Source organism: Macrococcus sp. 19Msa1099 (assembly GCA_019357535.2).
Taxonomy (GTDB): domain Bacteria; phylum Bacillota; class Bacilli; order Staphylococcales; family Staphylococcaceae; genus Macrococcoides; species Macrococcoides psychrotolerans.
The window spans coordinates 1,532,078-1,557,189 of record CP079955.1; the positions used below are offsets into that span (position 1 = coordinate 1,532,078).

General features: G+C 39.9%; 26 protein-coding genes and 2 riboswitches. Of the genes, 6 read left to right on the plus strand and 20 right to left on the minus strand.

What is annotated here, in order from left to right; all coding sequences use genetic code 11:
• Positions 1–5: 5 nt before the first annotated feature.
• Positions 6–2,417, minus strand: coding sequence for a leucine--tRNA ligase (leuS, locus tag KYI10_08015; protein QYA32328.2), 2,412 nt, complete (start codon positions 2,415–2,417; stop codon positions 6–8).
• A 324-nt stretch (positions 2,418–2,741) separates the two neighbouring features.
• Complete coding sequence (locus KYI10_08020; protein QYA32329.1) at positions 2,742–3,911, minus strand: MFS transporter; 1,170 nt, start codon at positions 3,909–3,911, stop codon at positions 2,742–2,744.
• A gap of 81 nt (positions 3,912–3,992) precedes the next feature.
• Between KYI10_08020 and KYI10_08025 the strand changes: the two genes are divergently transcribed.
• Positions 3,993–4,940 (plus strand): TIGR01212 family radical SAM protein, encoded by a 948-nt coding sequence (locus tag KYI10_08025; protein ID QYA33941.1) that lies wholly within the window; start codon positions 3,993–3,995, stop codon positions 4,938–4,940.
• Positions 4,937–5,488 carry a class I SAM-dependent methyltransferase gene (locus KYI10_08030; protein QYA32330.1) on the plus strand — a complete coding sequence of 184 codons (552 nt, stop codon included), beginning with the start codon at positions 4,937–4,939 and terminating at the stop codon, positions 5,486–5,488. The genes KYI10_08025 and KYI10_08030 overlap by 4 nt, the downstream gene beginning before the upstream one ends.
• Positions 5,489–5,507: 19 nt before the next feature.
• On the opposite strand, the gene KYI10_08035 is transcribed toward KYI10_08030, so the two are convergent.
• Positions 5,508–5,912 (minus strand): MarR family transcriptional regulator, encoded by a 405-nt coding sequence (locus KYI10_08035; GenBank protein QYA32331.1) that lies wholly within the window; start codon positions 5,910–5,912, stop codon positions 5,508–5,510.
• A gap of 25 nt (positions 5,913–5,937) precedes the next feature.
• The gene (locus KYI10_08040; GenBank protein QYA32332.1) at positions 5,938–6,759 is read right to left on the minus strand and encodes an alpha/beta hydrolase; all 822 of its coding nucleotides are present in this window, start codon (positions 6,757–6,759) and stop codon (positions 5,938–5,940) included.
• An 85-nt stretch (positions 6,760–6,844) separates the two neighbouring features.
• Between KYI10_08040 and KYI10_08045 the strand changes: the two genes are divergently transcribed.
• Entirely contained in the window at positions 6,845–7,360 is a 516-nt protein-coding gene (locus KYI10_08045) for a gamma carbonic anhydrase family protein (GenBank protein QYA32333.1), read from the plus strand.
• 35 nt (positions 7,361–7,395) lie between these two features.
• On the opposite strand, the gene KYI10_08050 is transcribed toward KYI10_08045, so the two are convergent.
• The 7 genes from KYI10_08050 to KYI10_12640 all read right to left on the minus strand — a co-directional run bounded on the left by KYI10_08050 (position 7,396) and on the right by KYI10_12640 (position 12,288).
• Positions 7,396–7,731, minus strand: coding sequence for a hypothetical protein (locus KYI10_08050; GenBank protein ID QYA32334.1), 336 nt, complete (start codon positions 7,729–7,731; stop codon positions 7,396–7,398).
• 113 nt (positions 7,732–7,844) lie between these two features.
• Positions 7,845–8,513: an NAD(P)H-dependent oxidoreductase gene (locus tag KYI10_08055; GenBank protein ID QYA32335.1), complete on the minus strand. Its 669-nt coding sequence runs from the start codon at positions 8,511–8,513 to the stop codon at positions 7,845–7,847.
• Between the two features lie 124 nt (positions 8,514–8,637).
• Positions 8,638–9,138: a GNAT family N-acetyltransferase gene (locus KYI10_08060; GenBank protein ID QYA32336.1), complete on the minus strand. Its 501-nt coding sequence runs from the start codon at positions 9,136–9,138 to the stop codon at positions 8,638–8,640.
• 12 nt (positions 9,139–9,150) lie between these two features.
• A complete protein-coding gene (locus KYI10_08065) occupies positions 9,151–9,813 on the minus strand; it encodes a YjjG family noncanonical pyrimidine nucleotidase (GenBank protein QYA32337.1) in 663 nt (220 codons plus the stop codon).
• A gap of 637 nt (positions 9,814–10,450) precedes the next feature.
• Positions 10,451–11,182, minus strand: coding sequence for a nicotinamide riboside transporter PnuC (gene pnuC, locus KYI10_08070; protein ID QYA32338.1), 732 nt, complete (start codon positions 11,180–11,182; stop codon positions 10,451–10,453).
• Between the two features lie 11 nt (positions 11,183–11,193).
• Positions 11,194–11,970 carry an AAA family ATPase gene (locus KYI10_08075; protein ID XBW67560.1) on the minus strand — a complete coding sequence of 259 codons (777 nt, stop codon included), beginning with the start codon at positions 11,968–11,970 and terminating at the stop codon, positions 11,194–11,196.
• A gap of 54 nt (positions 11,971–12,024) precedes the next feature.
• Positions 12,025–12,288 carry an adenylyltransferase/cytidyltransferase family protein gene (locus KYI10_12640; GenBank protein ID XBW67561.1) on the minus strand — a complete coding sequence of 88 codons (264 nt, stop codon included), beginning with the start codon at positions 12,286–12,288 and terminating at the stop codon, positions 12,025–12,027.
• A 157-nt stretch (positions 12,289–12,445) separates the two neighbouring features.
• On the opposite strand from KYI10_12640, the gene KYI10_12645 reads away from it, so the two are divergent.
• Positions 12,446–12,580, plus strand: coding sequence for a hypothetical protein (locus KYI10_12645; GenBank protein XBW67562.1), 135 nt, complete (start codon positions 12,446–12,448; stop codon positions 12,578–12,580).
• Between the two features lie 3 nt (positions 12,581–12,583).
• Here the strand turns inward: KYI10_12645 and thiT are convergent, their stop codons facing one another.
• A complete protein-coding gene (gene thiT, locus KYI10_08080; protein QYA32339.1) occupies positions 12,584–13,141 on the minus strand; it encodes an energy-coupled thiamine transporter ThiT in 558 nt (185 codons plus the stop codon).
• Positions 13,142–13,163: 22 nt separating this feature from the next.
• Positions 13,164–13,251: riboswitch (TPP riboswitch) on the minus strand.
• A 162-nt stretch (positions 13,252–13,413) separates the two neighbouring features.
• Between thiT and KYI10_08085 the strand changes: the two genes are divergently transcribed.
• The gene (locus tag KYI10_08085) at positions 13,414–14,406 is read left to right on the plus strand and encodes a proline dehydrogenase family protein (GenBank protein ID QYA32340.1); all 993 of its coding nucleotides are present in this window, start codon (positions 13,414–13,416) and stop codon (positions 14,404–14,406) included.
• A gap of 36 nt (positions 14,407–14,442) precedes the next feature.
• On the opposite strand, the gene ribE is transcribed toward KYI10_08085, so the two are convergent.
• The 6 genes from ribE to hutU all read right to left on the minus strand — a co-directional run bounded on the left by ribE (position 14,443) and on the right by hutU (position 21,715).
• Positions 14,443–14,907 (minus strand): 6,7-dimethyl-8-ribityllumazine synthase, encoded by a 465-nt coding sequence (gene ribE / locus KYI10_08090; GenBank protein ID QYA32341.1) that lies wholly within the window; start codon positions 14,905–14,907, stop codon positions 14,443–14,445.
• On the minus strand, positions 14,904–16,094 hold the full coding sequence (gene ribB / locus KYI10_08095) for a 3,4-dihydroxy-2-butanone-4-phosphate synthase (protein ID QYA32342.1): 1,191 nt from the start codon (positions 16,092–16,094) through the stop codon (positions 14,904–14,906). The genes ribE and ribB overlap by 4 nt, the downstream gene beginning before the upstream one ends.
• Positions 16,094–16,717, minus strand: a complete 624-nt coding sequence (locus KYI10_08100) for a riboflavin synthase (protein ID QYA32343.1) — start codon at positions 16,715–16,717, stop codon at positions 16,094–16,096. The genes ribB and KYI10_08100 overlap by 1 nt, the downstream gene beginning before the upstream one ends.
• Positions 16,718–16,721: 4 nt before the next feature.
• A complete protein-coding gene (gene ribD / locus KYI10_08105) occupies positions 16,722–17,747 on the minus strand; it encodes a bifunctional diaminohydroxyphosphoribosylaminopyrimidine deaminase/5-amino-6-(5-phosphoribosylamino)uracil reductase RibD (protein QYA32344.1) in 1,026 nt (341 codons plus the stop codon).
• A 137-nt stretch (positions 17,748–17,884) separates the two neighbouring features.
• Positions 17,885–18,011: riboswitch (FMN riboswitch) on the minus strand.
• An 803-nt stretch (positions 18,012–18,814) separates the two neighbouring features.
• The gene (gene hutI, locus KYI10_08110) at positions 18,815–20,047 is read right to left on the minus strand and encodes an imidazolonepropionase (protein ID QYA32345.1); all 1,233 of its coding nucleotides are present in this window, start codon (positions 20,045–20,047) and stop codon (positions 18,815–18,817) included.
• Between the two features lie 18 nt (positions 20,048–20,065).
• Positions 20,066–21,715, minus strand: a complete 1,650-nt coding sequence (gene hutU / locus KYI10_08115; GenBank protein ID QYA32346.1) for a urocanate hydratase — start codon at positions 21,713–21,715, stop codon at positions 20,066–20,068.
• 131 nt (positions 21,716–21,846) lie between these two features.
• On the opposite strand from hutU, the gene KYI10_08120 reads away from it, so the two are divergent.
• Entirely contained in the window at positions 21,847–22,734 is an 888-nt protein-coding gene (locus KYI10_08120; GenBank protein QYA32347.1) for a LysR family transcriptional regulator, read from the plus strand.
• On the opposite strand, the gene hutG is transcribed toward KYI10_08120, so the two are convergent.
• Together hutG and KYI10_08130 are read right to left on the minus strand one after the other, a co-directional pair.
• Positions 22,694–23,629: a formimidoylglutamase gene (gene hutG / locus KYI10_08125; protein QYA32348.1), complete on the minus strand. Its 936-nt coding sequence runs from the start codon at positions 23,627–23,629 to the stop codon at positions 22,694–22,696. The genes KYI10_08120 and hutG overlap by 41 nt on opposite strands.
• Positions 23,622–25,073, minus strand: a complete 1,452-nt coding sequence (locus KYI10_08130; protein QYA32349.1) for an FAD/NAD(P)-binding protein — start codon at positions 25,071–25,073, stop codon at positions 23,622–23,624. The genes hutG and KYI10_08130 overlap by 8 nt, the downstream gene beginning before the upstream one ends.
• Positions 25,074–25,112 lie beyond the last annotated feature (39 nt).

Sequence of the window (25,112 nt, forward strand, 5' to 3'; positions counted from 1 at the left end):
TCCTCCTAGTTCGCCACGATATTGACAAGTTTATTTGGAACGGCGATTACTTTTCTTACTGTTTTGCCTTCAATCGCTGTCTGTACCGCTTCAAGTGATAACGCGAATGTCTCCATTTCTGCTTTATCCATATCTTTCGCGATTGTTGCTTTTTGTTTAAGCTTACCGTTCACTTGAATTACGATCTCAACTTCGCTGTCCACAAGCTTACTTTCGTCATATACCGGCCATGCTTCATACGTTATTGATTCCGTACCGCCAAGTTTTTCCCAAAGTTCTTCTGTGATGTGTGGTGCAATCGGATTCAATAACTTCACGAATCCACGGATATGGTCGATGTTTAATTGCTCTGCTTTGTATCCTTCATTGATAAATACCATCATCTGTGAGATTGCTGTATTGAAGCCTAATGTTTCATAGTCATCTGTCACTTTCTTCACAGTTTGATGATACACTTTATCCATAGCTTCTACTGGTTGTTCTGTAATCTTCTCAGTGAGTGTGCCATCTTCATTTACAAGCAGGCGATACACACGGTCTAAGAATCGTCTTGCACCGTCTAACCCATTTGTACTCCAGGCAATTGATGCATCTAGTGGTCCCATGAACATTTCGTATAGACGCAGTGTGTCTGCTCCGTGACTTGCAACGACGTCATCCGGATTCACGACATTTCCTTTTGATTTACTCATCTTCTCGTTTCCTTCACCGAGAATCATCCCTTGGTTGAATAGTTTCTGGAATGGTTCTTTCGTGTGTACAACGCCTAGATCGTACAACACCTTATGCCAGAAACGTGCATAGAGTAAATGAAGCACGGCGTGTTCTGCACCACCGATATATAAATCTACTGGCAACCATTTCTTAAGAAGCTCAGGATCTGCAATCATGTCAGAATTTTTCGGATCGATATAACGCAAGTAATACCAGCAGCTACCCGCCCATTGTGGCATCGTGTTCGTCTCACGGCGTCCTTTCATCCCTGTTACAGGATCTGTGACATTGACAAATTCATCAATATTGGCAAGTGGTGATTCCCCTGTCCCTGATGGCTTGATGTGTTCTGTCTTCGGCAGCATGAGTGGCAATTCTTCTTCAGGTACAGTCGTCATTGAACCATCTTCCCATGTAATTACAGGAATTGGTTCACCCCAGTAACGTTGACGAGAGAATAACCAGTCACGTAGTTTGTAAGATACTTTCTTTTCACCGATACCTTTAGCTTCTAATAGCTCGATTGCACGTCTGATTCCTTCCTCTTTGTTCAGGCCATCAAGTTCACCTGAGTTGATATGAACACCATCACCTGTGTAAGCTGACGTGTTATCGCCACCTTCAATCACTGGTTTAATGTCTAATCCGAACTGATTTGCAAACTCAAAGTCACGCTCATCGTGTGCGGGTACTGCCATAATAGCACCTGTTCCATATGATGCTAATACGTAATCAGAAATCCAGATTGGCATACGTTCACCGTTGAATGGATTGACTGCATAACGTCCTGTAAAGACCCCAGTCTTGTCTTTCGCAAGATCCGTACGTTCCAGGTCAGATTTTCTTGCTGCCTGTTCCTGATATGCTTTTACCGCTTCTGCTTGTTCTTCTGATGTAATTGCCGCAACTAATTCATGCTCAGGTGATAATACGGCATATGTCGCACCGTAAATTGTGTCTGGACGTGTTGTAAATACTTTAAATGTATGTTCTGAATCTTCAACTTCGAAAGCAACTTCGGCACCTTCTGAACGACCAATCCAATTACGCTGCATATCTTTTAGAGATTCCGGCCAGTCCAGCTCTTCTAGATCTTCTAGTAAGCGATCTGCATATTCAGTGATTTTAAGGACCCACTGACGCATCGGTTTACGAATAACAGGATGTCCACCACGCTCTGATACACCATCGATTACCTCTTCATTTGATAATACGGTACCGAGTGCAGGGCACCAGTTTACTGCTACTTCATCCACATATGCTAAACCTTTTTTATACAGCTGTATGAAGATCCACTGTGTCCATTTATAATATTCTGGGTCTGTCGTATTAATTTCACGCTCCCAGTCATAGCTGAAGCCAAGTTCTTGAATTTGACGTTTGAATGTCGCAATATTCTTCTCGGTGAATTCTGCCGGATCATTCCCTGTATCGATTGCATATTGCTCTGCTGGCAGTCCGAACGCGTCCCATCCCATTGGATGTAATACGTTATAACCTTGCATACGCTTAAAACGAGAAATGATATCCGTTGCTGTATAACCTTCAGGATGTCCAACGTGAAGACCAGCACCTGATGGATATGGGAACATATCCAATGCATAGAAATTCTTATCCTTGTCTTCAGTCGTTTTAAATGTATGGTTATCTAACCAGTACTTCTGCCATTTCTTCTCAATTGTTTGATGATTAAAGCTCATTATGATTCCTCCTTTAAAATAAAAAGACAGTCATCCCAAAAATAGGGACGACTGTCATATAGACAACCGCGGTACCACCCGCAATTCACTTTAATAGTGCAGCTTTAGTTGATTCAGTTTAAACCCCAGCAAGTTCACATTTCACGTTTACCAGTTCACAGCACCCACTGGCTTCCTTGAAAACGATTCACGTTACTACTCTAGTTAAATCTATAATAAGGGTTATTTTATATTTGCGCAACCCTTTCAGAAAAAGTTACATTTTTTAATTTCACACCATTATTTTGAATTATGCAAATATTTTAAAAAATCAGTGTATCTTTACTCTTATTCATAGAGATTGATCTTGCGGTCAAATACGAAGAGAAAGAAAAAGCCGATTGCGATAAAGAAGATCATCGCTGTAAACATAATATCCATATTATATGCATCGACTAAGAACCCACCAAGCAACGGCCCAATTGCACGACCTAATGTTGCAGTTGAATTGACGATGCCTTGATAGACGCCTGTTCGTCCTTTCGGTGCAAGCATATTCGCAATAGTCGGAACTGCCGGCCACACAAACATCTCACCGATTGTTAATATCACCATTCCAAGCATAAACATAAGAAATGTATCGGCAAAGCTTGTCACAATATACGATACGATAAAGATGACAAATCCAATAGCAATCTGCGTTTTTATACGTGTTGACAGTCGATTGATAATAGGAGCAATCAGTGGCTGGCCAGCAATAATCAGCACACCATTCATTGCCCATAATGAGCTATATGCTTTAAGCGGTATGCCTAAGTCCTGCGTATAACTTGAAATCGTCGACTGCCATTGCACGTATCCAATCCAGCACAAACAGTAGGCTGTACAGACCATTAACAGTGCGTTGAATTTAGTTTTGTCTTTAATGTTTCCGACGTCACGCATCACATTGCTACCCGCGGCAATCGGTTCAGCTGAACGATAACCGAAGAATGCGATAAAGAAGAAGACCGCATACATCAAGAAGTTCAGAATGAAGATATACGTGAAACTAAGGTCAGCGATAAATCCACCTAATGCCGCTCCAAGCGCCACACCAAGGTTTTGAGAGATATAGATTGCATTAAATGTTTTGCGCCCCCCTTCAGGCCATGCGCTACCTGCCATCGCATAGATGGAAGGAAAGACGATACCTGAGCCAAAGCCAAGTATAACGAGCCATACCGCGTACCAAGGCCAGCCATGTAAGAATATAATGCCGAGAAGGCTGATTGCTGAAATAACGATACCAATCAAGATTGAGCGGTATCCTCCTATCTTATCGAACAATGTGCCCCCTAATAAATTACCAAGAACGGATGCACCAGAATTAAGCATCAAGACAAATCCTGCAAGACTTAAGCTTTTACCGAGTTCATTATGTAGATAAATTGTATTCAGTGGCCAGATTAAGCTTGCTCCTGTAACGTTCACGGCCATACCGATAACAAGCAGCCACACAATTTTTGGCATTTTCATTAATTTACCTCACCTTCTATATTAATTTATCCCAAACAACTCTATTATATGTTAAAATCCATATATTAAGAAAGAGGGAAGATTATGAAACCATTTAAATATGCATTTGATGAAAAAAGATACCATACATGGAACTACCATCTCCGCAATAAATTTGGCAAGAAAATATTTAAAGTTGCGCTGGAAGGTGGCTTTGACTGTCCGAATAGAGACGGCACTGTCGCATTTGGCGGTTGTACGTTCTGCTCTGCTGCTGGAAGCGGTGATTTTGCTGGAGATCGCGTAGATCCAATTCCAGTTCAGTTTGAAAAGATTAAGAATAAGATGCACGAGAAATGGCAGGATGGTGAATATATCGCTTACTTCCAGGCATTTACCAATACACACGCACCACTTGAAGTGTTAAAGGAAAAATACGAAGCAGCGCTTGCAATTCCCGGTGTTGTCGGCTTGTCAATCGCTACACGACCAGACTGCCTGCCGGATGATGTTGTTGAATATTTAGCAGAACTGAATGAGCGTACTTACCTTTGGGTCGAACTTGGACTGCAGACCGTTCATGAGAAGACTTCTAATATTATCAATCGCGCCCACGATATGCAATGTTACTATGACGGCGTCGCTAAACTACGTAAACATAATATTAACATTTGTACGCACATTATTAACGGTCTGCCGCTTGAAGATTATGATATGATGATGGAAACGGCACGCGTTGTTTCACAGATGGATGTTCAAGGTATTAAGATTCACCTGCTTCATCTATTAAAAGGGACGCCGATGGTCAAGCAGTATGAAAAAGGAATGCTTGAATTTATGGATCAGGAAACATACGTAAAACTCGTTGCGGATCAGCTTGAAATACTCCCAGAGGAAATGATTATCCATCGCATAACAGGGGATGGGCCAATCGATTTAATGATTGGACCAATGTGGAGCGTAAACAAGTGGGAAGTGTTAAACGGCATTGATGACGAACTGAAAAAACGTGACAGTTATCAAGGTAAATATTTTGGGATTGAACAATGAAAGCACTCGGCATCCTTCCATTTGCAAGAAAACTTATCGACACATATATCGAACAAGGCGCAACAGTAATCGATGCGACGTGCGGTAATGGCAACGATACGCTCTATCTAGCACAGCAGCTCCAGGGCACTGGCGTTATCCATGCATTTGATATACAGCAGTCAGCGATTAATAATACAAAGGATAAAACAGCAGCATTCAATAATATTGAATACCACTTGGATGGTCATCAAAACGTTCTGGATTACGTCGATTCTCCTGTGCGTCTTTCAATCTTCAACTTAGGCTACCTACCTAAAGGAGATAAATCGATCGTAACATTGCCACAGACAACAATTCAGGCCATTGAGCGCATATTTTCTATACTGGAAAAAGAAGGCATCATCATATTAGTCATATATCCAGGGCATGCTGAAGGTCAGATTGAAAAAGAGGTTGTATTAAACTATCTGCAACAATTCAATCAAGAAGATGCTCATATCTTTAAGTATGAATTTATTAATCAGAAAAACAATCCGCCATTTATATGCGCAATAGAAAAACGCTGATCTTCTGATCAGCGTTTTTTTATCCGCATATTTCCATAATTGCATCAAAGTGTGCCTTCATCTGTTCTTTTTTTCCTTTAAGAGACTCACACGCACAGTTGACAATCTCTTCCTTTATCGGAAGTTTTTCTTCGTTATAATAAATCATGACCGTACGTTCATCGTCTGCTGGACGCACCTTTTTTATCCAGCCATTTTCAACTAACGTATTATAAAAGCGCGTGCGTTTATAGGGTTTAATATTTAAGTATTCATCCAGAGCCTTCATCGGCATTGGACCTTTCTCCCATAATGTAACCATAACAATATATTCTTCTTTCGATAAATTAAAATTATCACTGATGAGATCAAATATTTCATCAATCTCCTGCTGAAGTTCGTTCAGTAATACCATATCACTCACTTCATGTTTATATTTAGACATATTCCCACCTCACATCAAACATATCTTACTGTATACCCGAATCTTCTGTAATCAATCCTACATAATTCATCCTGTTATTCATAAATGATTCGACATAGTATAAGACGTTATCACGTTCTGGTTCGTTATGCAGTTCATGGTATAGCGTACGCCAGTTTTTAATGTAGATTTCTGATGTCTTAACCTCTTTAGTAAACAATTTAATTTGATCAACATCTGCAACCCTATCTGCATCACTGAACATAATCATCAACGGTACATCCCCGATCTTATGAATATGTTCCATTGTTGCTTTCATAGATTCGATAATCGATTTATATAGATTAAAGCTTACTTTCTGTACCATTAATGTATCTTTTTTCAGTTCATCAATATTCGCCTGTACACGCGTCAAGTCCTCAAGCGGGATATTCATATCGAACTTTGCTTCCTTCGAAATTGAACTCAGACCAGATACCAGGAAATTCTTACGTGTCGTCACTGTATTTTGAAAGCCAAATAATGGAGATAATAATACTACGCCTTCTAATTTTAAATCAACGTTCTCCAGAAGATTTGTTACGATGAGTCCGCCTAAACCCACACCTATCAAGAACACCGGCATATGATATTCTTCTGCGACCTCTATCCATTCCAATACTTTTTCACCATAAACATCGAACGATTCGATATGCCCACGGTTCACACGCGATGTCTGTCCCTGGCCAGGAAGGTCTCCCATAATCACATGATACCCATCTCTACGCAACCTCGTTATAAACCATGCGTAACGTCCATGATGTTCAAGTAAATTATGTACGATGACGACAACCCCTTTTGGTGTTCCCTCTGTTTCCCACTTCCACATAATGATGCTCCTTTATATTTCATACTACTTGTTATTAATGATAAAATTATTATACCAAATAATTTTATTTCATGGAGGGAAATGTATGTTATATGAATATGATGGTAAGCTTCCTCAACTCGATGACTCAGCGTTTGTAGCTCCAAATGCTGTAGTTACAGGAGATGTTACAGTCGGGCGTGACGCTACAATATGGTATGGCACAGTAATTCGAGGAGATGTAGCACCTGTATCTATCGGTAACGGAACAAATGTACAGGATTTATGTTGTTTACACCAGTCAGGTGGAAAACCACTTATTATCGAAGACAACGTAACAATCGGTCACCGCGTCACTCTTCATTCACCAATTATTCGTAAAAATGCATTGATCGGGATGGACTCTACCATTCTTGATGGGGCTGAAATTGGCGAAAACGCATTTATTGGTGCTGGTTCTCTTGTTCCGCCCGGGAAGAAGATTCCACCGAATACATTAGCATTCGGACGCCCGGCTAAAGTCATTCGAGAGCTGACAGAAGAAGATAAAGCGGAAATGGCCGCGAATATTGAACGTTATATCTCCAAAGGAAAACAGTACAAAAAGATGCATGAACAATAAAAATGGGCGAGAGAAATATCTCTCACCCATTTTTATTATGCGATTCCGAACCTTTTATGCATAAACGGTAAGCCCGCAATAATAAAGCTTAATAGAAATTCATAGAACATCGAGAAGAAGTTCATAAAGAAGAATGTTACATTATGATATAAAATCGAACCGATACCTTCAGCACCATACAAGTAATTCACATCGATTGCATTGTCGATAATGTTCAGCACAATAATAACAAGCGCCATCGTCCATGCTTTCTTTGTAATTATTGCAGCAATTAAAGCGATAATCGTGATGACAATCGGCTCAAACACGAACAATTGAAAAAATGGGTCAAGTGTACCACCGAAAATATAAAACGCCATATCTCTAAACATATAGACACCTCTTCATTAATAAATCTAAGACATCTATATCTTAACATCAATATACGCAGTGCGATGTTAAGATTTCTTAAAGATTGACGTATTTATTTACATTAAATTAACAATTAAAAACGACTAACTACATCATCGTATGGACGACGTGCTTTCGGACGTTTTGGACCTTGTGCACGATAACCGAAAGCCACCATAACTGAGATCCCCTCTTCTTCAGGGTTCATCACGCCATGTTTAGCTAATATATCGTTAACCGCTTCATAGTTAAATCCTTCAATCGGACATGAATCGATACCGATTTCTGCTGCTGCTGTCATCATATTACCTAATGCGATATATGTCTGTTTACCTGCCCAGTCAAATAATGTACGTTCATCATTTGCAACATCAATATCTGTCGTCTGGAAACTTTCGTAAATGCGGATCATCTTCTGTAGGATCTCATCATTGTTTACACGTGGCCCGAAATGATTTTTAAACAGTTCTGAATCATATCGTGCATTACGTTTCGCCAAAATTAAAACAAAGTGACTTGCAGTATCTAACTGACCTTTCGCTGCGCCCCAGCCCACCTGTTTAATCTCTTCTTTCACCGCTTCATTTTCTAGAATTACGAAGCGCCACGGCTCTAATCCGATAGAAGATGGACTTAATCGACCCACTTCTAAGATAAATTTCATATCACTTTCGTCAACAGGTTTATCCTTATCGAATACTTTCGTAGCGAAGCGAAAGTTATGCGCTTCTAAAATCTGTGCTTTTAATTGTTCTTTATTCATATTATCCCTTCTTTCAATTAGATAATAGGGAATATAGCGCTTGATGTAAAGCAGAATGAACTCGAGGATGAAGTTTAAGTTTGTATGAGTGACCGCTATGTGGACATTCACAAACTACAGTAATTTAAAGATATAGATTCATCAATACAGCATCTTTATATTCATCATTCACTTTAGAATAATTCTTAAAATAACCGATTTCTTTAAAACCGAACTTCTGATACAAGTTTATCGCTGATTCATTGGCATGATAAACTTCAAGTGTAATAACTTCGATTGACCTTTCTTTTGCAAAATCAATCAATGACTGCATTATTCGACTTCCAACGCCTTGTCCCCAGTAATCTTTACGCACCGATATTGCAAGTCGTGCTTGATGTTCTATTCTCATACGACCATTTCCCATTATATTTCCAATACCTACAACGTTATCCTCATCCATTGCAACAAGCATAATATCCTTCTCTTTCGCTGCAATATTCGCTATAATCGTACGTTCTGTTTCAACCGAGAAACCTAGTCCTTCACTGCCGAACAATAGATTATCTGTTTCCCCGCCAACAATCTTGCAATACTCAAGAATCCCTTCAGCATCATTAATATTGACACTTCTAATCTCAAACATCGCTATCTCCCCTTATAAGATACTCTTAATTTCTTCTAATTCTTCAATGCGATACGTGGCATCTACTTGTTTTACGCCATAGTAGCAGCTATCTATCCCGAATTGATGTGCCCCGATGATATCTGACGTATATGTATCTCCAATCATCAGAACTTCCGATAAATCTCTGACTTCAAGTGTTTCGATACAATGTTTAAAGAAATTGTGATGAGGCTTTTCATAGCCAATCTCCTCAGATATAAAGTGATGCGTGAAATATTCCAGAATACCAGCATCTTTCATGCGCTTCATCTGGGTATAGAACACCCCATTGGTTGCAGTACAAAGGATGTAGCCCTTACGCTTCAAATAATCCAGAAACTGCAATGCGCCATCCACAAGATCATGGCTGTTATTAATATGCTCTCTAAAAATCTGTTCCTTCACTGCACCGTCCACATCAATACCAAGCGTCTTAAAGAAAACTTTAAAGCGATGTGTCAGTACATGACGCTTATCAACTCTACCCGCTTCAAGCTCACGCCAAAGCCCGACATTAATATCATGATAACGTGCGTATAATTCATCAGAAAAAGTCACACCTTCCGACTCAAACACACGCCTAATCGCAGTTTCTTCACCTTTTTTGAAATCGAGGATCGTATTATCTAAATCACATAAAATATATTTGTACATTGTAAACTCCTGATTGACTTTATTGTGAGATAACGTTCATAATCTCTTGAAATTTTACTTTTAATGATTTACCTTTTGAAAATAAAATATTAAGAATTTCCAACTGTTTTGGATTATTAATGATCTGCATTCTTTTTCTCCTTGTCGAATATTATCTTGAAATATAAAATTGCGATCGTTCCAATAAAGATGTTCAAAATAGTAAACGTAATTGTTGATATTGTAACATATTCGTATACCTTATTTCTCTTCACGGTCCGGCGAACTTTCTTAAGGTTCGTAATAACTTATATGATATTCCTGTCATCTTGGCTCATGTTTATTTTTTATGAGCCAACTTGAAGTGCTTCCTGCTCCTCCCACTGCCATCTTGGCCCATGTTTATTTTTTATGAGCCAACTTGAAGTGCTTCCTGCTCCTCCCACTGCCATCTTGGCTCATGTTTATTTTTTATGAGCCAACTTGAAGTGCTTCCTGCTCCTCCCACTGCCATCTTGGCTCATGTTTATTTTTTATGAGCCAACTTGAAGTGCTTCCTGCTCCTTGCACTGCCATCTTGGCTCATGTTTATTTTTTATGAGCCAACTCACTCAAATTCCCAGCAAAATAAAAAAACCGGCATCTGCCGGTTTCATTTTTAAGATACAACATGAATGTTCTGTAATTTTTTCCAGTTGTAATATCCATACACACTGTTAATTAATGAAGCAAGCCACATAACTGCCATAGTTACACTCGTTGCATCTACTTCACCATTTAACATCATTGCTCTAACCCATAATGAAATAGATACTACATTAACTGCCATCCAGAAGAACCATTGCTCTTTAAATCTTAATGTCATCAATGTTTGTCCAATAATGTTTAAACTTACATTCAGACTATCTAAATATGGCTGTTTTGCATGTATCATCGTTAACACTGTTGATATTGCTGCATACAATATTACTGTAAAAATTGCTGTTGATATCCATCCTTTAGAATCAAGTCCTTTAGTATCGACATCCATTACTTCCGGATCGTCGGTAATGTGATCTGAGTGTCTATTTTTAACCCAAGTTGCGAAACCTAAGAATTGAAACACAATAAAGACAACTTGTAATCCAACTTCTCCATATAGACCATGTTGGTAACTAATCCATCCATACAAAGAGACACTGATTAAACCATATACGAATGTTGATAATCTTCCTTTTGCGCTCATGATAAGACATAGTACCAATGTCACACTCGCTACTACATTCAGCCAGTCTGTCGTACCATCTACGATTCTGAAGTAAACCAGTATCGCTACTTGTACGAGCATGAATAAACCGAAGAACACTTTCTCATAAGTTGTGAAACCTCTAAAGTCCTTAACTAAAAACATATCCCATCTCCTTAGTTATCTTTGCCATCTGCAAGTATTGCGTCAACAAGACAGTGTGCTTCTTCGTACTTCTCCTGGAAACTGTCCCCTTTTAATACGACCATCTTATCTTCCAGACCATGATATTTAATTTCATCCAGAAACATTTGATGCATATCAAGGCGTGCCTTTTCGTCTGCCATCGACATATCTCTGAAACCGTCATCTACATAATTCGTTGTTGGTGGTAATACGATAATGAGCGCCCATGTCTGAAGTGAGATATAGTAATCAAATACGGGTGCAATCTTCTCATAATCTTCTTTAGGTGCATAGAGTTTCGTATAAAGCTTCGTCGTCATCACATCTGTATCTGCGAAGAATACTTTACGCGTTCCTGGAGAATGAATGTGTTTACGATTCAACTCAAACTGACCAATTCCAATTGTGTGTAAGTCCTTTATATCCAGTTCATCATCGCGGACTTGTCTTGTTGTCTGATACTCTCTTGAATATTCCAAAGAATATGAGGTTGAATAGCGTCTTGCTAAGTCTCTCACGAGCGTTGTCTTTCCTGTACTTGCCGTTCCGATTATCAATATATTTTTAACGAAGAATCTTCGGAAAGGGCGTGTTACAAAATCCCAGTTTAAAATCGGATTCTCACGTATCGACGTTCCGCTGATACCGGTAATTCTGCGATCTACCTTTGTAATTTGTATCTCACTTTCTAGAAACGCTTCCGTGAAATATGTATCCAGTGGTTCAATATACTCCTCTTCTCCCACATAAAACGTTACAGATTCCATCGGTAAATCCAGGCTTACTGCTTGTGACTGAATCTTATCTCGTAATAAATCAAGTCATGGTGCCCATCCAGCCGGATACCTTGGAATATTCGTTTCATCGAGTGTGACCACGGTTACATTTTCATCGTCCTTTAGCAGTTCACGCATTGCCTTCACACGATTCATCAAGCTCATTCCTACTTTATCTCCTCTGTCATCATCATAACCAGAAACGATGACAAGTGCATTTTTATTCTCACGTTTTGCGCGAATAATCTGTTCAAGATGTCCTACATGACATGGTGCAAATGTTCCGAAATATACCCCTAGATCTCTCATCCCAATACTCCTTTAATTTATTTCTACTTATTATAACAATTTCACTTTAGATTGTACTCAATAAAGAAGATTTACAATCCTATACAATAAATTAATCTTTCTTTTAACGGATATTTACAATATTTCGCTACAATTAAATTAATTTAAGAGGGGGCTCATGATGAAACTACTGAAAAAGGTTGTTATCGCATTTTTAACAATTATCTCATTACCATTCTTTATAGAAATAAGCTCTGAACCTGTCCAATCTGATTTTATCACGGAACATAAAAAAGCTCCGTCCGAAGACTAGAGCTTAATATTTGTTATAATTTGCCACACTAAATAATCTCGGGGCTACAGTGAACAGGATTACCAGAATAATAATACATGTGATACCGTTAATAAGTGCAATTTGTCCGTTATAGAGCAATGAATACAACCATGCCGGCTGCCCTTTTGGCGCATAAGCTCCAAAATATACCCATCCCGACAAGAAATGAATGAAGTAGCGCGCGAAAACTGCAAGTGCCGTAAAGATTACAATCTTCATTTTATTGACTGGCTGTCCAGCAAGTCCTGCGAGTCCAATCAATGTAAATGCGAACGCATAATCAAGAAAGCCCTGTAGGGGATGTACGATACTACCTGCTGCATCTCCAACTGCAATCTGCAGTAATCCCCATAAGAATCCTGCCGTCATCCCTGCTTTAACACCTCTTCTGAATGACAGTAATAACACGGGTACCATCGAGAAGCTCAAGCTTAACCCGAAGAATATCCCTTTAATCTGTGAATCAATAAAGTCCAGCACCATTGCAAATGCTGCCATCATGGCAATTTCTAGCAATATGACCGTTCTCTCTCTGTTCATAACCAATCTCCTTTCATTGCTTATGAACCAGAAGCCACATTCCTGCGCAAGCATTACCTTACAGGTTCAAGCGTATCATCTCAGCACAATAGGCACCGCTTGTGGTTCATAGCAATACTCATTTTACACGAGTTAATAATATTTTCAATAATTCACAATATTTATTAAAGGAATTTTTACACAAATTAATAAATAATCCACAAAATTCTTTTGACCTTTTAAAGCGTTTTCATTATTATTAAAATAATGAAAGACTACAAGGAGGATGTAAAATGGGTTTAACAAGAGATTTTTTCATCAAACTAAGTGAGAACGAAACATTGAATACAGCAGCTAAGAAATATGGTTTAGCATTAGGGGCACATAAAGTTGTTGCCGGAACAGATATTGAGACGACAATCGAATCTATCCGCGCATTAAACGCAAAAAATATCTCTGCTACGGTGGATAACTTAGGAGAATTCGTCTTCTCAAAAGAAGAAGCGACAGCTGCTAAGAATAATATTCTAGAAATGATCCAGGCGATTTATGACACAGGTGTTGATGCACATATGTCGATTAAGTTAACACAGATTGGATTGGATGTTGACCCTGAGTTCTGCTATGAAAACGTTCGTGAGATCTTAATGAAAGCTTATGAATGCGGCAATATGCATGTGAATATGGACACTGAAGATTACAGTCACACTGTACAGACATTCGAAATGTTAGATCGTTTAAAAGGTGAATTTAAAAATGTCGGTACTGTCATTCAGGCTTACCTTTTCCGTGCTTCTGAAGAAATTGATAAATATCAGGACGTACGTCTACGCCTTGTAAAAGGTGCATATAAAGAAGATGCATCAATAGCATACCAATCAAAAGAAGAGATCGATGCGAACTATATCAAGATCATCGAGCAACGTCTATTAAATGCGAAAGCAATGACTTCAATCGCAACACATGATCATAACATTATCGATCACGTGAAGAAATTTATTGCACAGCATAACTTAAACAAAGACTTAATCGAATTCCAGATGCTGTATGGTTTCCGCTCTGAGCTTCAAGTAGAGATAGCAAATTCAGGATATAATTTCTGTACATACGTACCTTACGGACAAGACTGGTACGGTTACTTCATGCGTCGCTTAGCTGAGCGTCCGCAAAACTTACAGCTTGTGTACAAATCCGTCGCAACACCTGAAGTGAAGAAGAATGCTGGTATTGCAGCAGGTGCTGCAGTTGGTATCATCGCATTATCGAAATTATTAAAAAGAAAATAAAATAGACCCCATGTGAAATATCACATGGGGTTCGTTTTATAATTCATCCATCATCTTATTCAAGTTTGCCATTTCAATCGCACTGATTGCAGCATCTCCACCTTTATTCCCTGCTTTTGTTCCTGCTCTTTCAATCGCCTGTTCAATACTTTCAGTTGTTACTACTCCGAAGATGACCGGTGTACCGTATTCTCCGGCTTTTGCAATACCTTTTGCCGCTTCATTACATACATAATCATAATGTGTCGTTGCCCCGCGTATAACACAACCTAACGTTATAACTGCATCGTACTTTTTCTTTTGTGCAAGCTTAGACGCTACAAAAGGAAGTTCAAAGGCACCTGGCACTAAAAATGTATCGATATCCTCTTTAACTACACCGTGTCGTTCTAAAGTATCGATTGCACCTTCAGTCAGGCGGTCTGTAATAAAATGATTAAAACGTGATGTAATGACTGCAATCTTTAAACCTTCACCTGTTAACTTTGCACTATAGTTCATATTAAATTCTCCTTTAGTAAATGTCCTAGTTTTTGTTTTTTTGTTTCTAGATAATCTTTATTTTCATCAACACTTTGAAATTGATGGGGAATACGTTCAATCACTTCAATGCCATAGCGTTTTAATCCATCAATTTTGCGTGGATTATTCGTCAGTAACTCCACTTTATGAACACCGAGATCACGTAACATTGATGCTGCAACTGCATAGTCGCGCAAGTCGCTCCCAAATCCTAGCGCGTGATTTGCTTCTACCGTATCCATGCCCGCTTCTATTTTTTCATATGCTTTCAATTTATTAATAAGTCCGATACCGCGGCCTTCCTGTCTTAAATAAAGTAGTATACCGCCGTGCTTATCAATATGCTGCATCGCTTCTTCAAGCTGCTTGCCGCAATCACAACGTTTACTATGGAAGACATCACCTGTTAAGCATTCTGAATGGATGCGTATATGAGGGATGCCTTTGTAAGGTTTCACATAAGCGACATGTTCTTTATCCGAGTAAATTTCTTTATAGCCATACATCTGAAATGTACCGAAATCTGTCGGCATACGTACTTTCGCTTCTCGTGTGACAAGTGGCTTCGTTGACTTAATATAGTCAATGATGGCATCGATTGTAATCATCTTCAGGTCATGATTTTCTTTGTAAATGACTAAGTCATCACGTCTTGCCATCGTCCCATCATCTTTAATAATTTCACAGATGACGCCCGTCTCGCTTGCACCAGAGAGCTTTGCCAGATCCACACAAGCTTCTGTATGACCTTTTCGTTTAAGTACGCCACCTTGCTGTGCAATGAGCGGGAAGATATGACCCGGCTGGTTAAATTGAGCTAACGTGACATTATTATCTGCCAGTGCTTTCACTGTCATAAAACGTTCCTTCGCACTGATACCTGTCGTCGTATCTTTATGATCGATACTGATTGTGAATGCCGTCTTATTCGGATCCTGGTTGTTCATGGTCATCGGTAGCAGTCCTAGTGTGTCGTTAAGTGCGTGAGAAATCGGCGCACAGACAAGACCTCTCGCATGTGTGATCATAAAGTTAATCGTCTCTTCAGACATAAAGTCTGTGATTGCAATCAAATCCCCTTCGTTTTCACGGTCTTCATCGTCAACTACGATTATAGGTTTACCAAGTTTCAAATCTTGCAGTGCTTCTTCAATGGAATCAAACATTACATCATCATCTCCAGTTTAGATAAAGTGAGTGTATCACTCGACTTCGTCTGATTTAGAATATATTTGCCAAGCATATCAAATTCGATATGCACTTTATCGCCAGTCTTAAGTGTATTAAGCATCGTGCTGCGTACCGTTTCAGGAATAATATTTAATGTGATTGAATTCGTCAGTTCAAAGATCGTGAGTGAAACGCCGTTCACTGCAATAGAACCTTTCGGAATGACGTTGTTCTTAAACTGTGGTGGTAGTTCCAGTTCGATAATATATGTCTTTTCATTATGCTGGATACGTTTTACTGAGACACTAGTGTCGATATGTCCACTGACGAAGTGGCCACCAAGACGCGTCGTCGGCAGTAATGCACGTTCAAGATTTACTTGAGTGCCGGCTTTCATCGTATGAAAAAGCGTAATCGCACTAGTTCCACGCACGATGTCTACGGTAAACGATTGCGCATTAAATGACGTTACCGTTAAACATACACCGTTCACGCTGATTGAATCACCGATATGTATATCGGATAATATTTCCTGACAGTTAATCATCATCACTGTCGTATCACTTTGCTGCTTTATCTGAGAAATTGTACCGACTTCTTCTACGATACCTGTAAACAAGAGATCACGCCTTTCTGTAAATAAGGAGTACGTCGTCGTCGAACTGATTTACAGAGACAAGATTAAAATGCGTCATATCACGCATTGAGGAAAGAGTATCAGTCGTTAAAAACTGATGTTTTGAAGTTCCACCTAACAGTTTCGGGGCAATGTAGTGGTGTATTTCGTTATAACACTTTGCTTCTATAAATGTGCGGATGGTCTGCATTCCGCCTTCAATTAATAAATTACGGATGCGCTCATTATAAAGCGCTTTTAATATATCTTCTGGACTTAAGCGCGGGACATGGATGACCGTAATACCATCGATATGCTGATCGATGGCTGAAACGATGATTAAACGCGACCTATCATAATCGTTATCGTCTTGTGTATTTAATACAAACGGACCATTTGTAACGATGACTTTTTTAATGCGTTTATCTTTGTAAAGTCTCGCATCAAGGGTCGGCGTATCCTTTTTATATGTATTGTACCCAACCATAATCGCATCCATCCCGTAGCGCACTTGATGCGCATGTGCACGAGATTTATCGTTCGTAATCCATTTGCTTATACTTTCATCATCGGCAGTTTTACCATCAATCGTTGTTGCCATCTTAATTGTGACATATGGTAGTGAAGATGTTTTACTCGTGAAAAATGGCGCGTAAAACGCAGCGATTGCGTCATCTTCTACCTTTTCAACTTCAATGCCTTTAGACTGCATATAGCTTACACCTGATGATAACGTTACATCTGACGCTGCATAGACAACCTTGCTTATGCCAGCAGCGACGATCTTTTCAGTACAAGGTGGCGTCTTCCCATGATGACTGCACGGCTCAAGCGTGCAATAAAGTGTCGCACCTTGCGCATGAGTCCCTGCCATATGAATCGCATTCACTTCAGCATGTGCCTCACCTTCAGTCAGATGCGCACCGATGCCAACAATGCGATCATCTTTCACGATGACACAGCCGACTGTCGGATTCATACCTGTCTGTCCTTCTGTCCATTTCACTAATTCAAATGCTTTGTTAATATACATCTGTTCCTCCTATAAAAAAATCTCCCGAACAAAATATGCTCGGGAGATTGGAAATTTAGGTTCAACAAATAAGACCATAAAATGGATATCGTCGAGTTTTAAGTTATCAACAAATAAACCATCGATTAATGGTATCCTTATTCTTTCTCCCATCCAGACTTTAACTGTCGGCCTCTGATTTTCAAAGAGTCAGCCTTATGCAGTGCATAAGGGTCGCGGGCTATCACCGCCGGTTGGGAATTTCACCCTGCCCCGAAAGAATGTTATTAACTTGTCTGTCAATTACGACAAGTTAATCGTATCGAAGTTTGACCGAAAAATCAATGGAAAGATTTCGGATGTTTTAGGTGGCGATGCTGAGGTGTGATAGCTGAGAAGTGTCCTTGATACGCAGTGAACGTCATCTTGGCTCATGTTTATTTTTTATGAGCCAACTTGGCGGTTCTCTATACGCGGTGAACGTCATCTTGGCTCATGTTTATTTTTTATGAGCCAACTTGGTGGTTCTCTATACGCAGTGAACGTCATCTTGGCTCATGTTTATTTTTTATGAGCCAACTTGGTGGTTCTCTATACGCAGTGAACGTCATCTTGGCTCATGTTTATTTTTTATGAGCCAACTTGGCGGTTCTCTATACGCGGTGAACGTCATCTTGGCTCATGTTTATTTTTTATGAGCCAACTTGGTGGTTCTCTATACGCAGTGAACGTCATCTTGGCTCATGTTTATTTTTTATGAGCCAACTTGGTGGTTCTCTATACGCAGTGAGCAGCATCTTGGCTCATGTTTATTTTTTGTGAGCCAACTTGGTGGTTCTCTATACGCAGTGAGCAGCATCTTGGCTCATGTTTATTTTTTATGAGCCAACTTGGCGGTTCTCTATACGCGGTGAACGTCATCTTGGCTCATGTTTATTTTTTGTGAGCCAACTTGGTGGTTCTCTATACGCAGTGAGCAGCATCTTGGCTCATGTTTATTTTTTGTGAGCCAACTCAATTCGCTCCCCTATCCGATACTCCCTATAAAAAAATCACCCTCAACTTAAAATTGAGGGTGATACATCGTACTATTTCAACTTAAATTCATTCTCAACAATGACTTTCCCTTTATGAATCACTTTCTCGGCATGGTTAACACCATATTGATATGGTATATACTCATGGTTCTTCGCATGCCACACCACTATATTCGCTTCATCACCTACATCGATTGTTCCAGCGTCTAACCCAATAGCTTTCGCAGCATTGACTGTAACGGCATTCCAGATTTCTTTCGGTGATAACTTGAGTTTCAGTGCAGCAATGCTCATCACCATCTGTAAGTTACTCGTTACGCAGCTTCCTGGATTGTAGTCCGTCGCAATTGCAATGGCACCGTTATTGTCTAACATACCACGTGCGTCTGCGTATTCATTTTTATCGAGGTAGAACGTTGTTCCCGGTAATAATACTGCGACTGTATCGCTATCTTTTAGCATCTCTTTTCCTTTTTCACTTGCTGCTACTAAGTGGTCCGCACTGATGGCATTCTCTTCGATAGCAAGTTCTAATCCACCAAGCGGGTCGATTTCATCGGCATGGATTTTCACTGGTAAGCCATGCTCTTTCGCTGCCTGCATGTATTCACGAGACTGATCGATTGTGAACACGCCTGTTTCACAGAAGATATCCGCAAAGTCTGCTAAATCGTTCACTTGCTCTAAATCATTGATACATTCTTTAATAAACACGTCGCTGTCTTTATCTTTCGGTACAGCGTGTGGTCCAAGGTACGTATGTTTCATGTTGATGCCGTACTTTTCCTGTAATCTTTTTGAAACGCGTAACTGTTTTAACTCATGCTCTAAACTTAAACCATATCCACTTTTACTTTCAACACTGAGTACACCGTGATGAATCATGCGCAGTAATTCATGCTCTGCTTTTTCGAACAACTCATCTTCACTCGCTTCACGTGTTGCTTTCACTGTAGAGTGAATGCCCCCACCTTGCTCAAGAATTTCAAGATATGACACACCTTGGCGTTTCAAGCTCATTTCGTGTTCACGTGAGCCGCCGTGCACTAAATGTGTATGCGCATCGACGAGTGCTGGTGATACTGTCTTTCCTTTCGCATCAATCGTTTCACTTGCTACATACTCATCATTAAATTCTCCGGCATAAACAATCTTGCCATCTTTAATAACGACCGTTCCGTTCTCTATAATTTTAAGGTCTGCAAGTTCCGCACCCTTCAAAGGTTTGTCTGTCTTCTTCGGTAAGATTAGTTCACTAATGTTCTGAATTATTAAATCATTCATCATAACCATCCCCATCTATTATTTGTCAAGCATTGGTACATTGATGCCTTTTTCTTTCGCAACATTAACCGCAATATCATATCCCGCGTCAACATGACGCACTACACCCATACCTGGGTCCGTTGTGAGCACACGTTGTAATCGTTCTTCAGCGTTTTTCGTGCCATCTGCTACAACAACCATGCCAGCATGTAATGAATATCCCATACCTACGCCGCCACCGTGGTGAAATGAAATCCATGATCCACCAGCTGCAGTGTTGATCAGTGCGTTCAATACTGCCCAGTCTCCCACTGCATCACTGCCATCTTGCATGCTTTCTGTTTCACGGTTCGGACTTGCAACACTTCCTGCATCTAAGTGATCACGACCGATAACGATAGGCGCAGAAATCTCTCCAGTTTCAACAAGTTTATTTAGTGCTAACCCCATCTTAGCGCGTTCACCGTATCCGAGCCAAGCGATACGAGATGGTAATCCCTGGAATGCAATCTTCTCACTTGCTAAGTCTAACCAGCGCATTAATTTCTTATTATCAGGGAATAATTTACGCATCTCTTCATCTGCGCGTTCAATATCTTTTGGATCCCCGCTTAATGCTGCAAAGCGGAACGGTCCTTTTCCTTCGCAGAATAGCGGACGAATGTATGCTGGTACGAATCCTGGGAAGCTGAATGCATCTGTAACACCTTCGTCAAATGCAACTTGACGGATATTATTTCCGTAATCGAATGCAACTGCGCCACGTTTTTTGTACTCAAGCATGTATTCAACGTGTTTCGCCATCGATTTCTTCGCTAGACGAACAACTTCTTCAGGATTTTCCTTACGCATCCTCACTGTTTCTTCGAACGTGTATTCAACTGGTACATAACCGTTTAATGGGTCATGGGCACTTGTCTGATCTGTTACGATATCAACTTTAAAGTCTTTATCTAATAGTTCTTTATAGACATCGACAGCATTACCAACAAGTCCGATTGATAATGCCTCCTTCTTGTCTTTCGCTTCAGTCGCCAGGCGAATCGCTTCGTCTACACTATGCGTCTTCACATCACAGTAACACGTTTCAATACGTTTATCGATACGGCTTTCATCGACATCTATACCGATAACTACCCCACCATTCATCGTGACAGCAAGCGGTTGAGCTCCGCCCATACCACCAAGTCCTGCAGTTAATGTAATCGTACCTGCTAAGTCTCCATTGAAATGCTGATTTGCAAGTTCTCCGAATGTTTCGTACGTTCCTTGCACAATCCCTTGGGAACCGATATAGATCCAGCTTCCTGCAGTCATCTGCCCGTACATCATCAAGCCTTTTTTATCTAATTCATTGAAATGCTCCCAGTTTGCCCATTTCGGAACTAATACAGAGTTAGATAATAATACACGTGGTGCCTGGTCGTGCGTCTTAAACACTGCGACGGGTTTACCAGACTGAACAAGTAACGTTTCATCCTTTTCTAAATTACGCAAGCTTTCAACAATCGCATCGAAGCTTTCCCAGTTACGTGCTGCTTTACCGATACCCCCATAGACAACTAAGTCTTCAGGGTGCTCTGCAACTTCTGGATCTAGGTTGTTATAGAGCATACGTAATACCGCTTCTTGCTCCCAGCCTTTACATTCGATTTCTAAACCTTTCTTTGCTCTAATATTTCTCATTATAATCGCCTCCATTTATTTAAATTTTCAGTTTATTGTACTCGTTACTTATTATAATCTGCTATTATATAGTTATCTAATATAAATAAACTAATTATTAATAGAATTTAACTATAAAAGGAGCGTGAACTGTGAAAATTCTACATTTCGAATATTATATTGCGGTTGTTGAACATCAAAGTTTCACGAAAGCGAGTGCGTATCTGCATATTAGTCAGCCATCGTTAACGGCTGCAATCAAGAAGCTGGAAGCGGAAATAGGATACAAGCTATTGACGAGAAGTACGAAGGAAATCAAGATTACGGAGCGTGGTATTCTGTTCTATCAGTATGCAAAAGATATTGTACATAAATATCAGCAGACGGTCGAACAGATGTATGACTTAAATTACAGCAATAACCCTAAAATTAAAATCGGTATATTAGAGTCTGCAAGTAAATGGGTAAGCACTGTTATCGCGCAGCATAAAGAGCATGATACAGATCAGCATTATATGATCAGAGAAATATTGACGACAGATGCGATCACACAGGCCATCACCAATTATGATGTCCATATCGCATTATCAAATGAACAGCTTATCCATGATGACATTATTTCACTGCCGTTATATTCAGAGGACTATATCCTCACTGCACCAAACGATACATTTAATAATAAAAGAAGCGTCAATCTAGGCGATCTGCCGCTGATTCTGCCGAATGACTCCTTTCAAGTCCGTAAACATCTAAATGATTATTTCTTAAGGCATAATATCAGGCCCCATATCGTGCTTGAAGTGGATCGTTTTGAAACGGCGCTTAACTATGTGCATGAGCGTATCGGTTATGCAGTCATCCCTAAAATATACTATCAGTCTCATAATGCATCTCATCTTAATGCGATTACGATTCGTCCGAACATCAGTCGCACAATCTATATCAATTACCACAAAAAAAGAAAGCACTCCACGAGAGTACTTTCTTTAATAGATGGCTTTATAAAATATTGGGATTTCGGTGCACTGCAAAAAACATGATGTTGCCGACAAGCTTTGCAGTGCGGCCATCTATATCATATTCTGGATTCATCTCAGCAATGCTTAGGTGACGCGTCTTGCCATATGAGAGTATTTCTCTTATAAGACGCTCTACTTGCTGAGGTGTAAGTCCGAAGCTGCACGGTGCACTGACACCTGGTGCATATGCACTGTCAATCACATCGAGACATAGCGTCAGCATAATAATGTCATACTGCTCGATAAATGACTGGATGATTTCATCTGTCGTATCATAGTCGATATCTTCAGCGAGCACATATTTCACGTCATACTGTTCCGCCACTTCAAATAAATGCTGTGTGTTCCCCGCTTCCTGCAGCCCAAGCACGAGGTAGCCGGCATCTGCATCTTCATCAAGTATCTGTTTAAATCCTGTACCGCTCGTTGCACTTTCACTATCGCGCAGATCGAAATGCGCATCAATATTGATGACACCGATTGACTGCTCCGGATATAAAGCTTTCAATCCTTTAAAATGCGCATAAGAAATATCGTGTCCTCCACCGATTAACAGGTGGAACTTAGCATAGTCATTCGTCTTATCAATGAGTTCAGCATATTCATGCTGCACATTCTCAACAAACTTCTCTTCAGTCGTCACATTCCCGAAGTCAGCAATTGATAAATCATGTATCAGTGGCAGGTTACCAAACTTTGTACGTATCGCATCAGGCCCTTGCTTCGTACCCACCCTGCCTTGATTCAGATAGACACCACGATCAACCGCATACCCGAGTATACCAACATCAAATCGTTCTGTAAGCTCACCTTCTGCATCTACTACTTGTGCTACTTGAAAATTTCTAAAATGTGCACGATTATCATTATCATCTATTCTGCCACTCCATAATGCAGCATCTGCTTTACTATACATCCAATCCCTCCTCTTCAGCTAGAGCTTTAACTGTTCGTTTTGCTTCATCAATCAGTTCCATTATACCGTTATCTAAGTAGTTGACACCAGATGTCTTCTGTCCAAGCATAAAGAAGCGTGACATGACACCATCTCTCATAATAACCTGATTGCGGATCGGCGTTACATAGAAACCTCCATCTGGATGCTCAATCAGCAAGTCCTGATTCACAAGGTTTTCAATCAAAGGATTAGGTTCAGTTGCATCCTTGTAAGCTTTTGCTGGGCCTGTCGCATTAAACACATAATGTACACGTAGCTCTTTATCCTTTGTGTGAATGCGGAACTTATTATATTTATACTCAATGTCTGTTATTCCGCTATAGATCTCTACGCGTCCACTAGAAAGGGCATCGAGCAGTTCCTCTGCCGTTCCTTCAGGCATTGGATTCGCATAATCATCTAGTATCGGTGCATAGTGTTTGCGATATGCTGCTTTATCTTCTCGTGTCATAAATGGCCATATATAAGATGCGATATGGACTATTTCAAGGACGAATGACTGCATCAGCCCGACCTCTTCTGGATGACTCAAGTCAAATTTTAATGCTCGTACTGGATTTGAACGATTAATACGTAGCTTCTCTACATCTAAGCCGAGTCCATCAAGCTCTTTTTTGAACCTTTCTACCAATTCCTCCAATGGAATATAACCATGATGCGCCATTTTAATTTTCTCAAGTTTCTTATGCGTTATATATTTAAACTTGACCTTCTGCATCTTACCACGGACCGACTGTACCTTACCATCACGGCTGATAAGTGCTAACTTGTTCGTGCTATGTGCGATAAAGTAACGCACAATATCGAGACTCGAAAGGCCTGTCCCAATAACCGCATAATCTTTGTTCGCTTCAATGCTCTTCTCATGCAGTGGATACGGCCATTTATAATAGCCCGTTGTTCCTTCAAGCTGATAAGGATCCATCGGTCCAAACTGGCCTGGAGATAAAAATATAGCATCAAAATAATATTTCTCATGCTGAGTGGAAACGACATATTCCTGACTAATAAACTCAACATTTCGTGCATGGTCTGTTATAATAGATACGTTCTTCTTGTTCGCAAATTTCTCAAAGTGTTCTTGCATGTATTTACCGAATAATTGTCGAGAATAATAACGATTGGCTGAAGTATTCTCCGCTTCATCGAGATGAATCTCTTTGTTTACGTTGCTTTTTTGAATCCAGTCGATGAAGTCTTGTTGCTTATTAGGTTTCATACTGATGAGATTTCCAGGATAATTCATCAGCAGTTCGGGGTCGTCGTACTGAAATGCACGTCCACTCCCCATATACTTCTTATCATCAAAAACTGTAATCTCAGCTTTCAGTTTTTTTTCTTTATGCAGATACTTCAACACAGATATGCCACCAACGCCTGCACCTATAATTGCAATTCTCATTATATCCACTCCCTTACCTATATATTATCAAAAAATTGG

Excerpts from the sequence above, each read along its gene's own strand:
- KYI10_08020 (QYA32329.1), bottom strand. The coding sequence starts at position 3,911 with ATGAAAATGCCAAAAATTGTGTGGCTGCTTGTTATCGGTATGGCCGTG.
- KYI10_08030 (QYA32330.1), top strand. The coding sequence starts at position 4,937 with ATGAAAGCACTCGGCATCCTTCCATTTGCAAGAAAACTTATCGACACA.
- KYI10_08035 (QYA32331.1), bottom strand. The coding sequence starts at position 5,912 with ATGTCTAAATATAAACATGAAGTGAGTGATATGGTATTACTGAACGAA.
- KYI10_08040 (QYA32332.1), bottom strand. The coding sequence starts at position 6,759 with ATGTGGAAGTGGGAAACAGAGGGAACACCAAAAGGGGTTGTCGTCATC.
- KYI10_08045 (QYA32333.1), top strand. The coding sequence starts at position 6,845 with ATGTTATATGAATATGATGGTAAGCTTCCTCAACTCGATGACTCAGCG.
- KYI10_08050 (QYA32334.1), bottom strand. The coding sequence starts at position 7,731 with ATGTTTAGAGATATGGCGTTTTATATTTTCGGTGGTACACTTGACCCA.
- KYI10_08055 (QYA32335.1), bottom strand. The coding sequence starts at position 8,513 with ATGAATAAAGAACAATTAAAAGCACAGATTTTAGAAGCGCATAACTTT.
- KYI10_08060 (QYA32336.1), bottom strand. The coding sequence starts at position 9,138 with ATGTTTGAGATTAGAAGTGTCAATATTAATGATGCTGAAGGGATTCTT.
- KYI10_08065 (QYA32337.1), bottom strand. The coding sequence starts at position 9,813 with ATGTACAAATATATTTTATGTGATTTAGATAATACGATCCTCGATTTC.
- pnuC (QYA32338.1), bottom strand. The coding sequence starts at position 11,182 with ATGTTTTTAGTTAAGGACTTTAGAGGTTTCACAACTTATGAGAAAGTG.
- KYI10_08075 (XBW67560.1), bottom strand. The coding sequence starts at position 11,970 with ATGGAATCTGTAACGTTTTATGTGGGAGAAGAGGAGTATATTGAACCA.
- KYI10_12640 (XBW67561.1), bottom strand. The coding sequence starts at position 12,288 with ATGAGAGATCTAGGGGTATATTTCGGAACATTTGCACCATGTCATGTA.
- KYI10_12645 (XBW67562.1), top strand. The coding sequence starts at position 12,446 with ATGATGAAACTACTGAAAAAGGTTGTTATCGCATTTTTAACAATTATC.
- thiT (QYA32339.1), bottom strand. The coding sequence starts at position 13,141 with ATGAACAGAGAGAGAACGGTCATATTGCTAGAAATTGCCATGATGGCA.
- KYI10_08085 (QYA32340.1), top strand. The coding sequence starts at position 13,414 with ATGGGTTTAACAAGAGATTTTTTCATCAAACTAAGTGAGAACGAAACA.
- ribE (QYA32341.1), bottom strand. The coding sequence starts at position 14,907 with ATGAACTATAGTGCAAAGTTAACAGGTGAAGGTTTAAAGATTGCAGTC.
- ribB (QYA32342.1), bottom strand. The coding sequence starts at position 16,094 with ATGTTTGATTCCATTGAAGAAGCACTGCAAGATTTGAAACTTGGTAAA.
- ribD (QYA32344.1), bottom strand. The coding sequence starts at position 17,747 with ATGTATATTAACAAAGCATTTGAATTAGTGAAATGGACAGAAGGACAG.
- hutI (QYA32345.1), bottom strand. The coding sequence starts at position 20,047 with ATGAATGATTTAATAATTCAGAACATTAGTGAACTAATCTTACCGAAG.
- hutU (QYA32346.1), bottom strand. The coding sequence starts at position 21,715 with ATGAGAAATATTAGAGCAAAGAAAGGTTTAGAAATCGAATGTAAAGGC.
- hutG (QYA32348.1), bottom strand. The coding sequence starts at position 23,629 with ATGTATAGTAAAGCAGATGCTGCATTATGGAGTGGCAGAATAGATGAT.
- KYI10_08130 (QYA32349.1), bottom strand. The coding sequence starts at position 25,073 with ATGAGAATTGCAATTATAGGTGCAGGCGTTGGTGGCATATCTGTGTTG.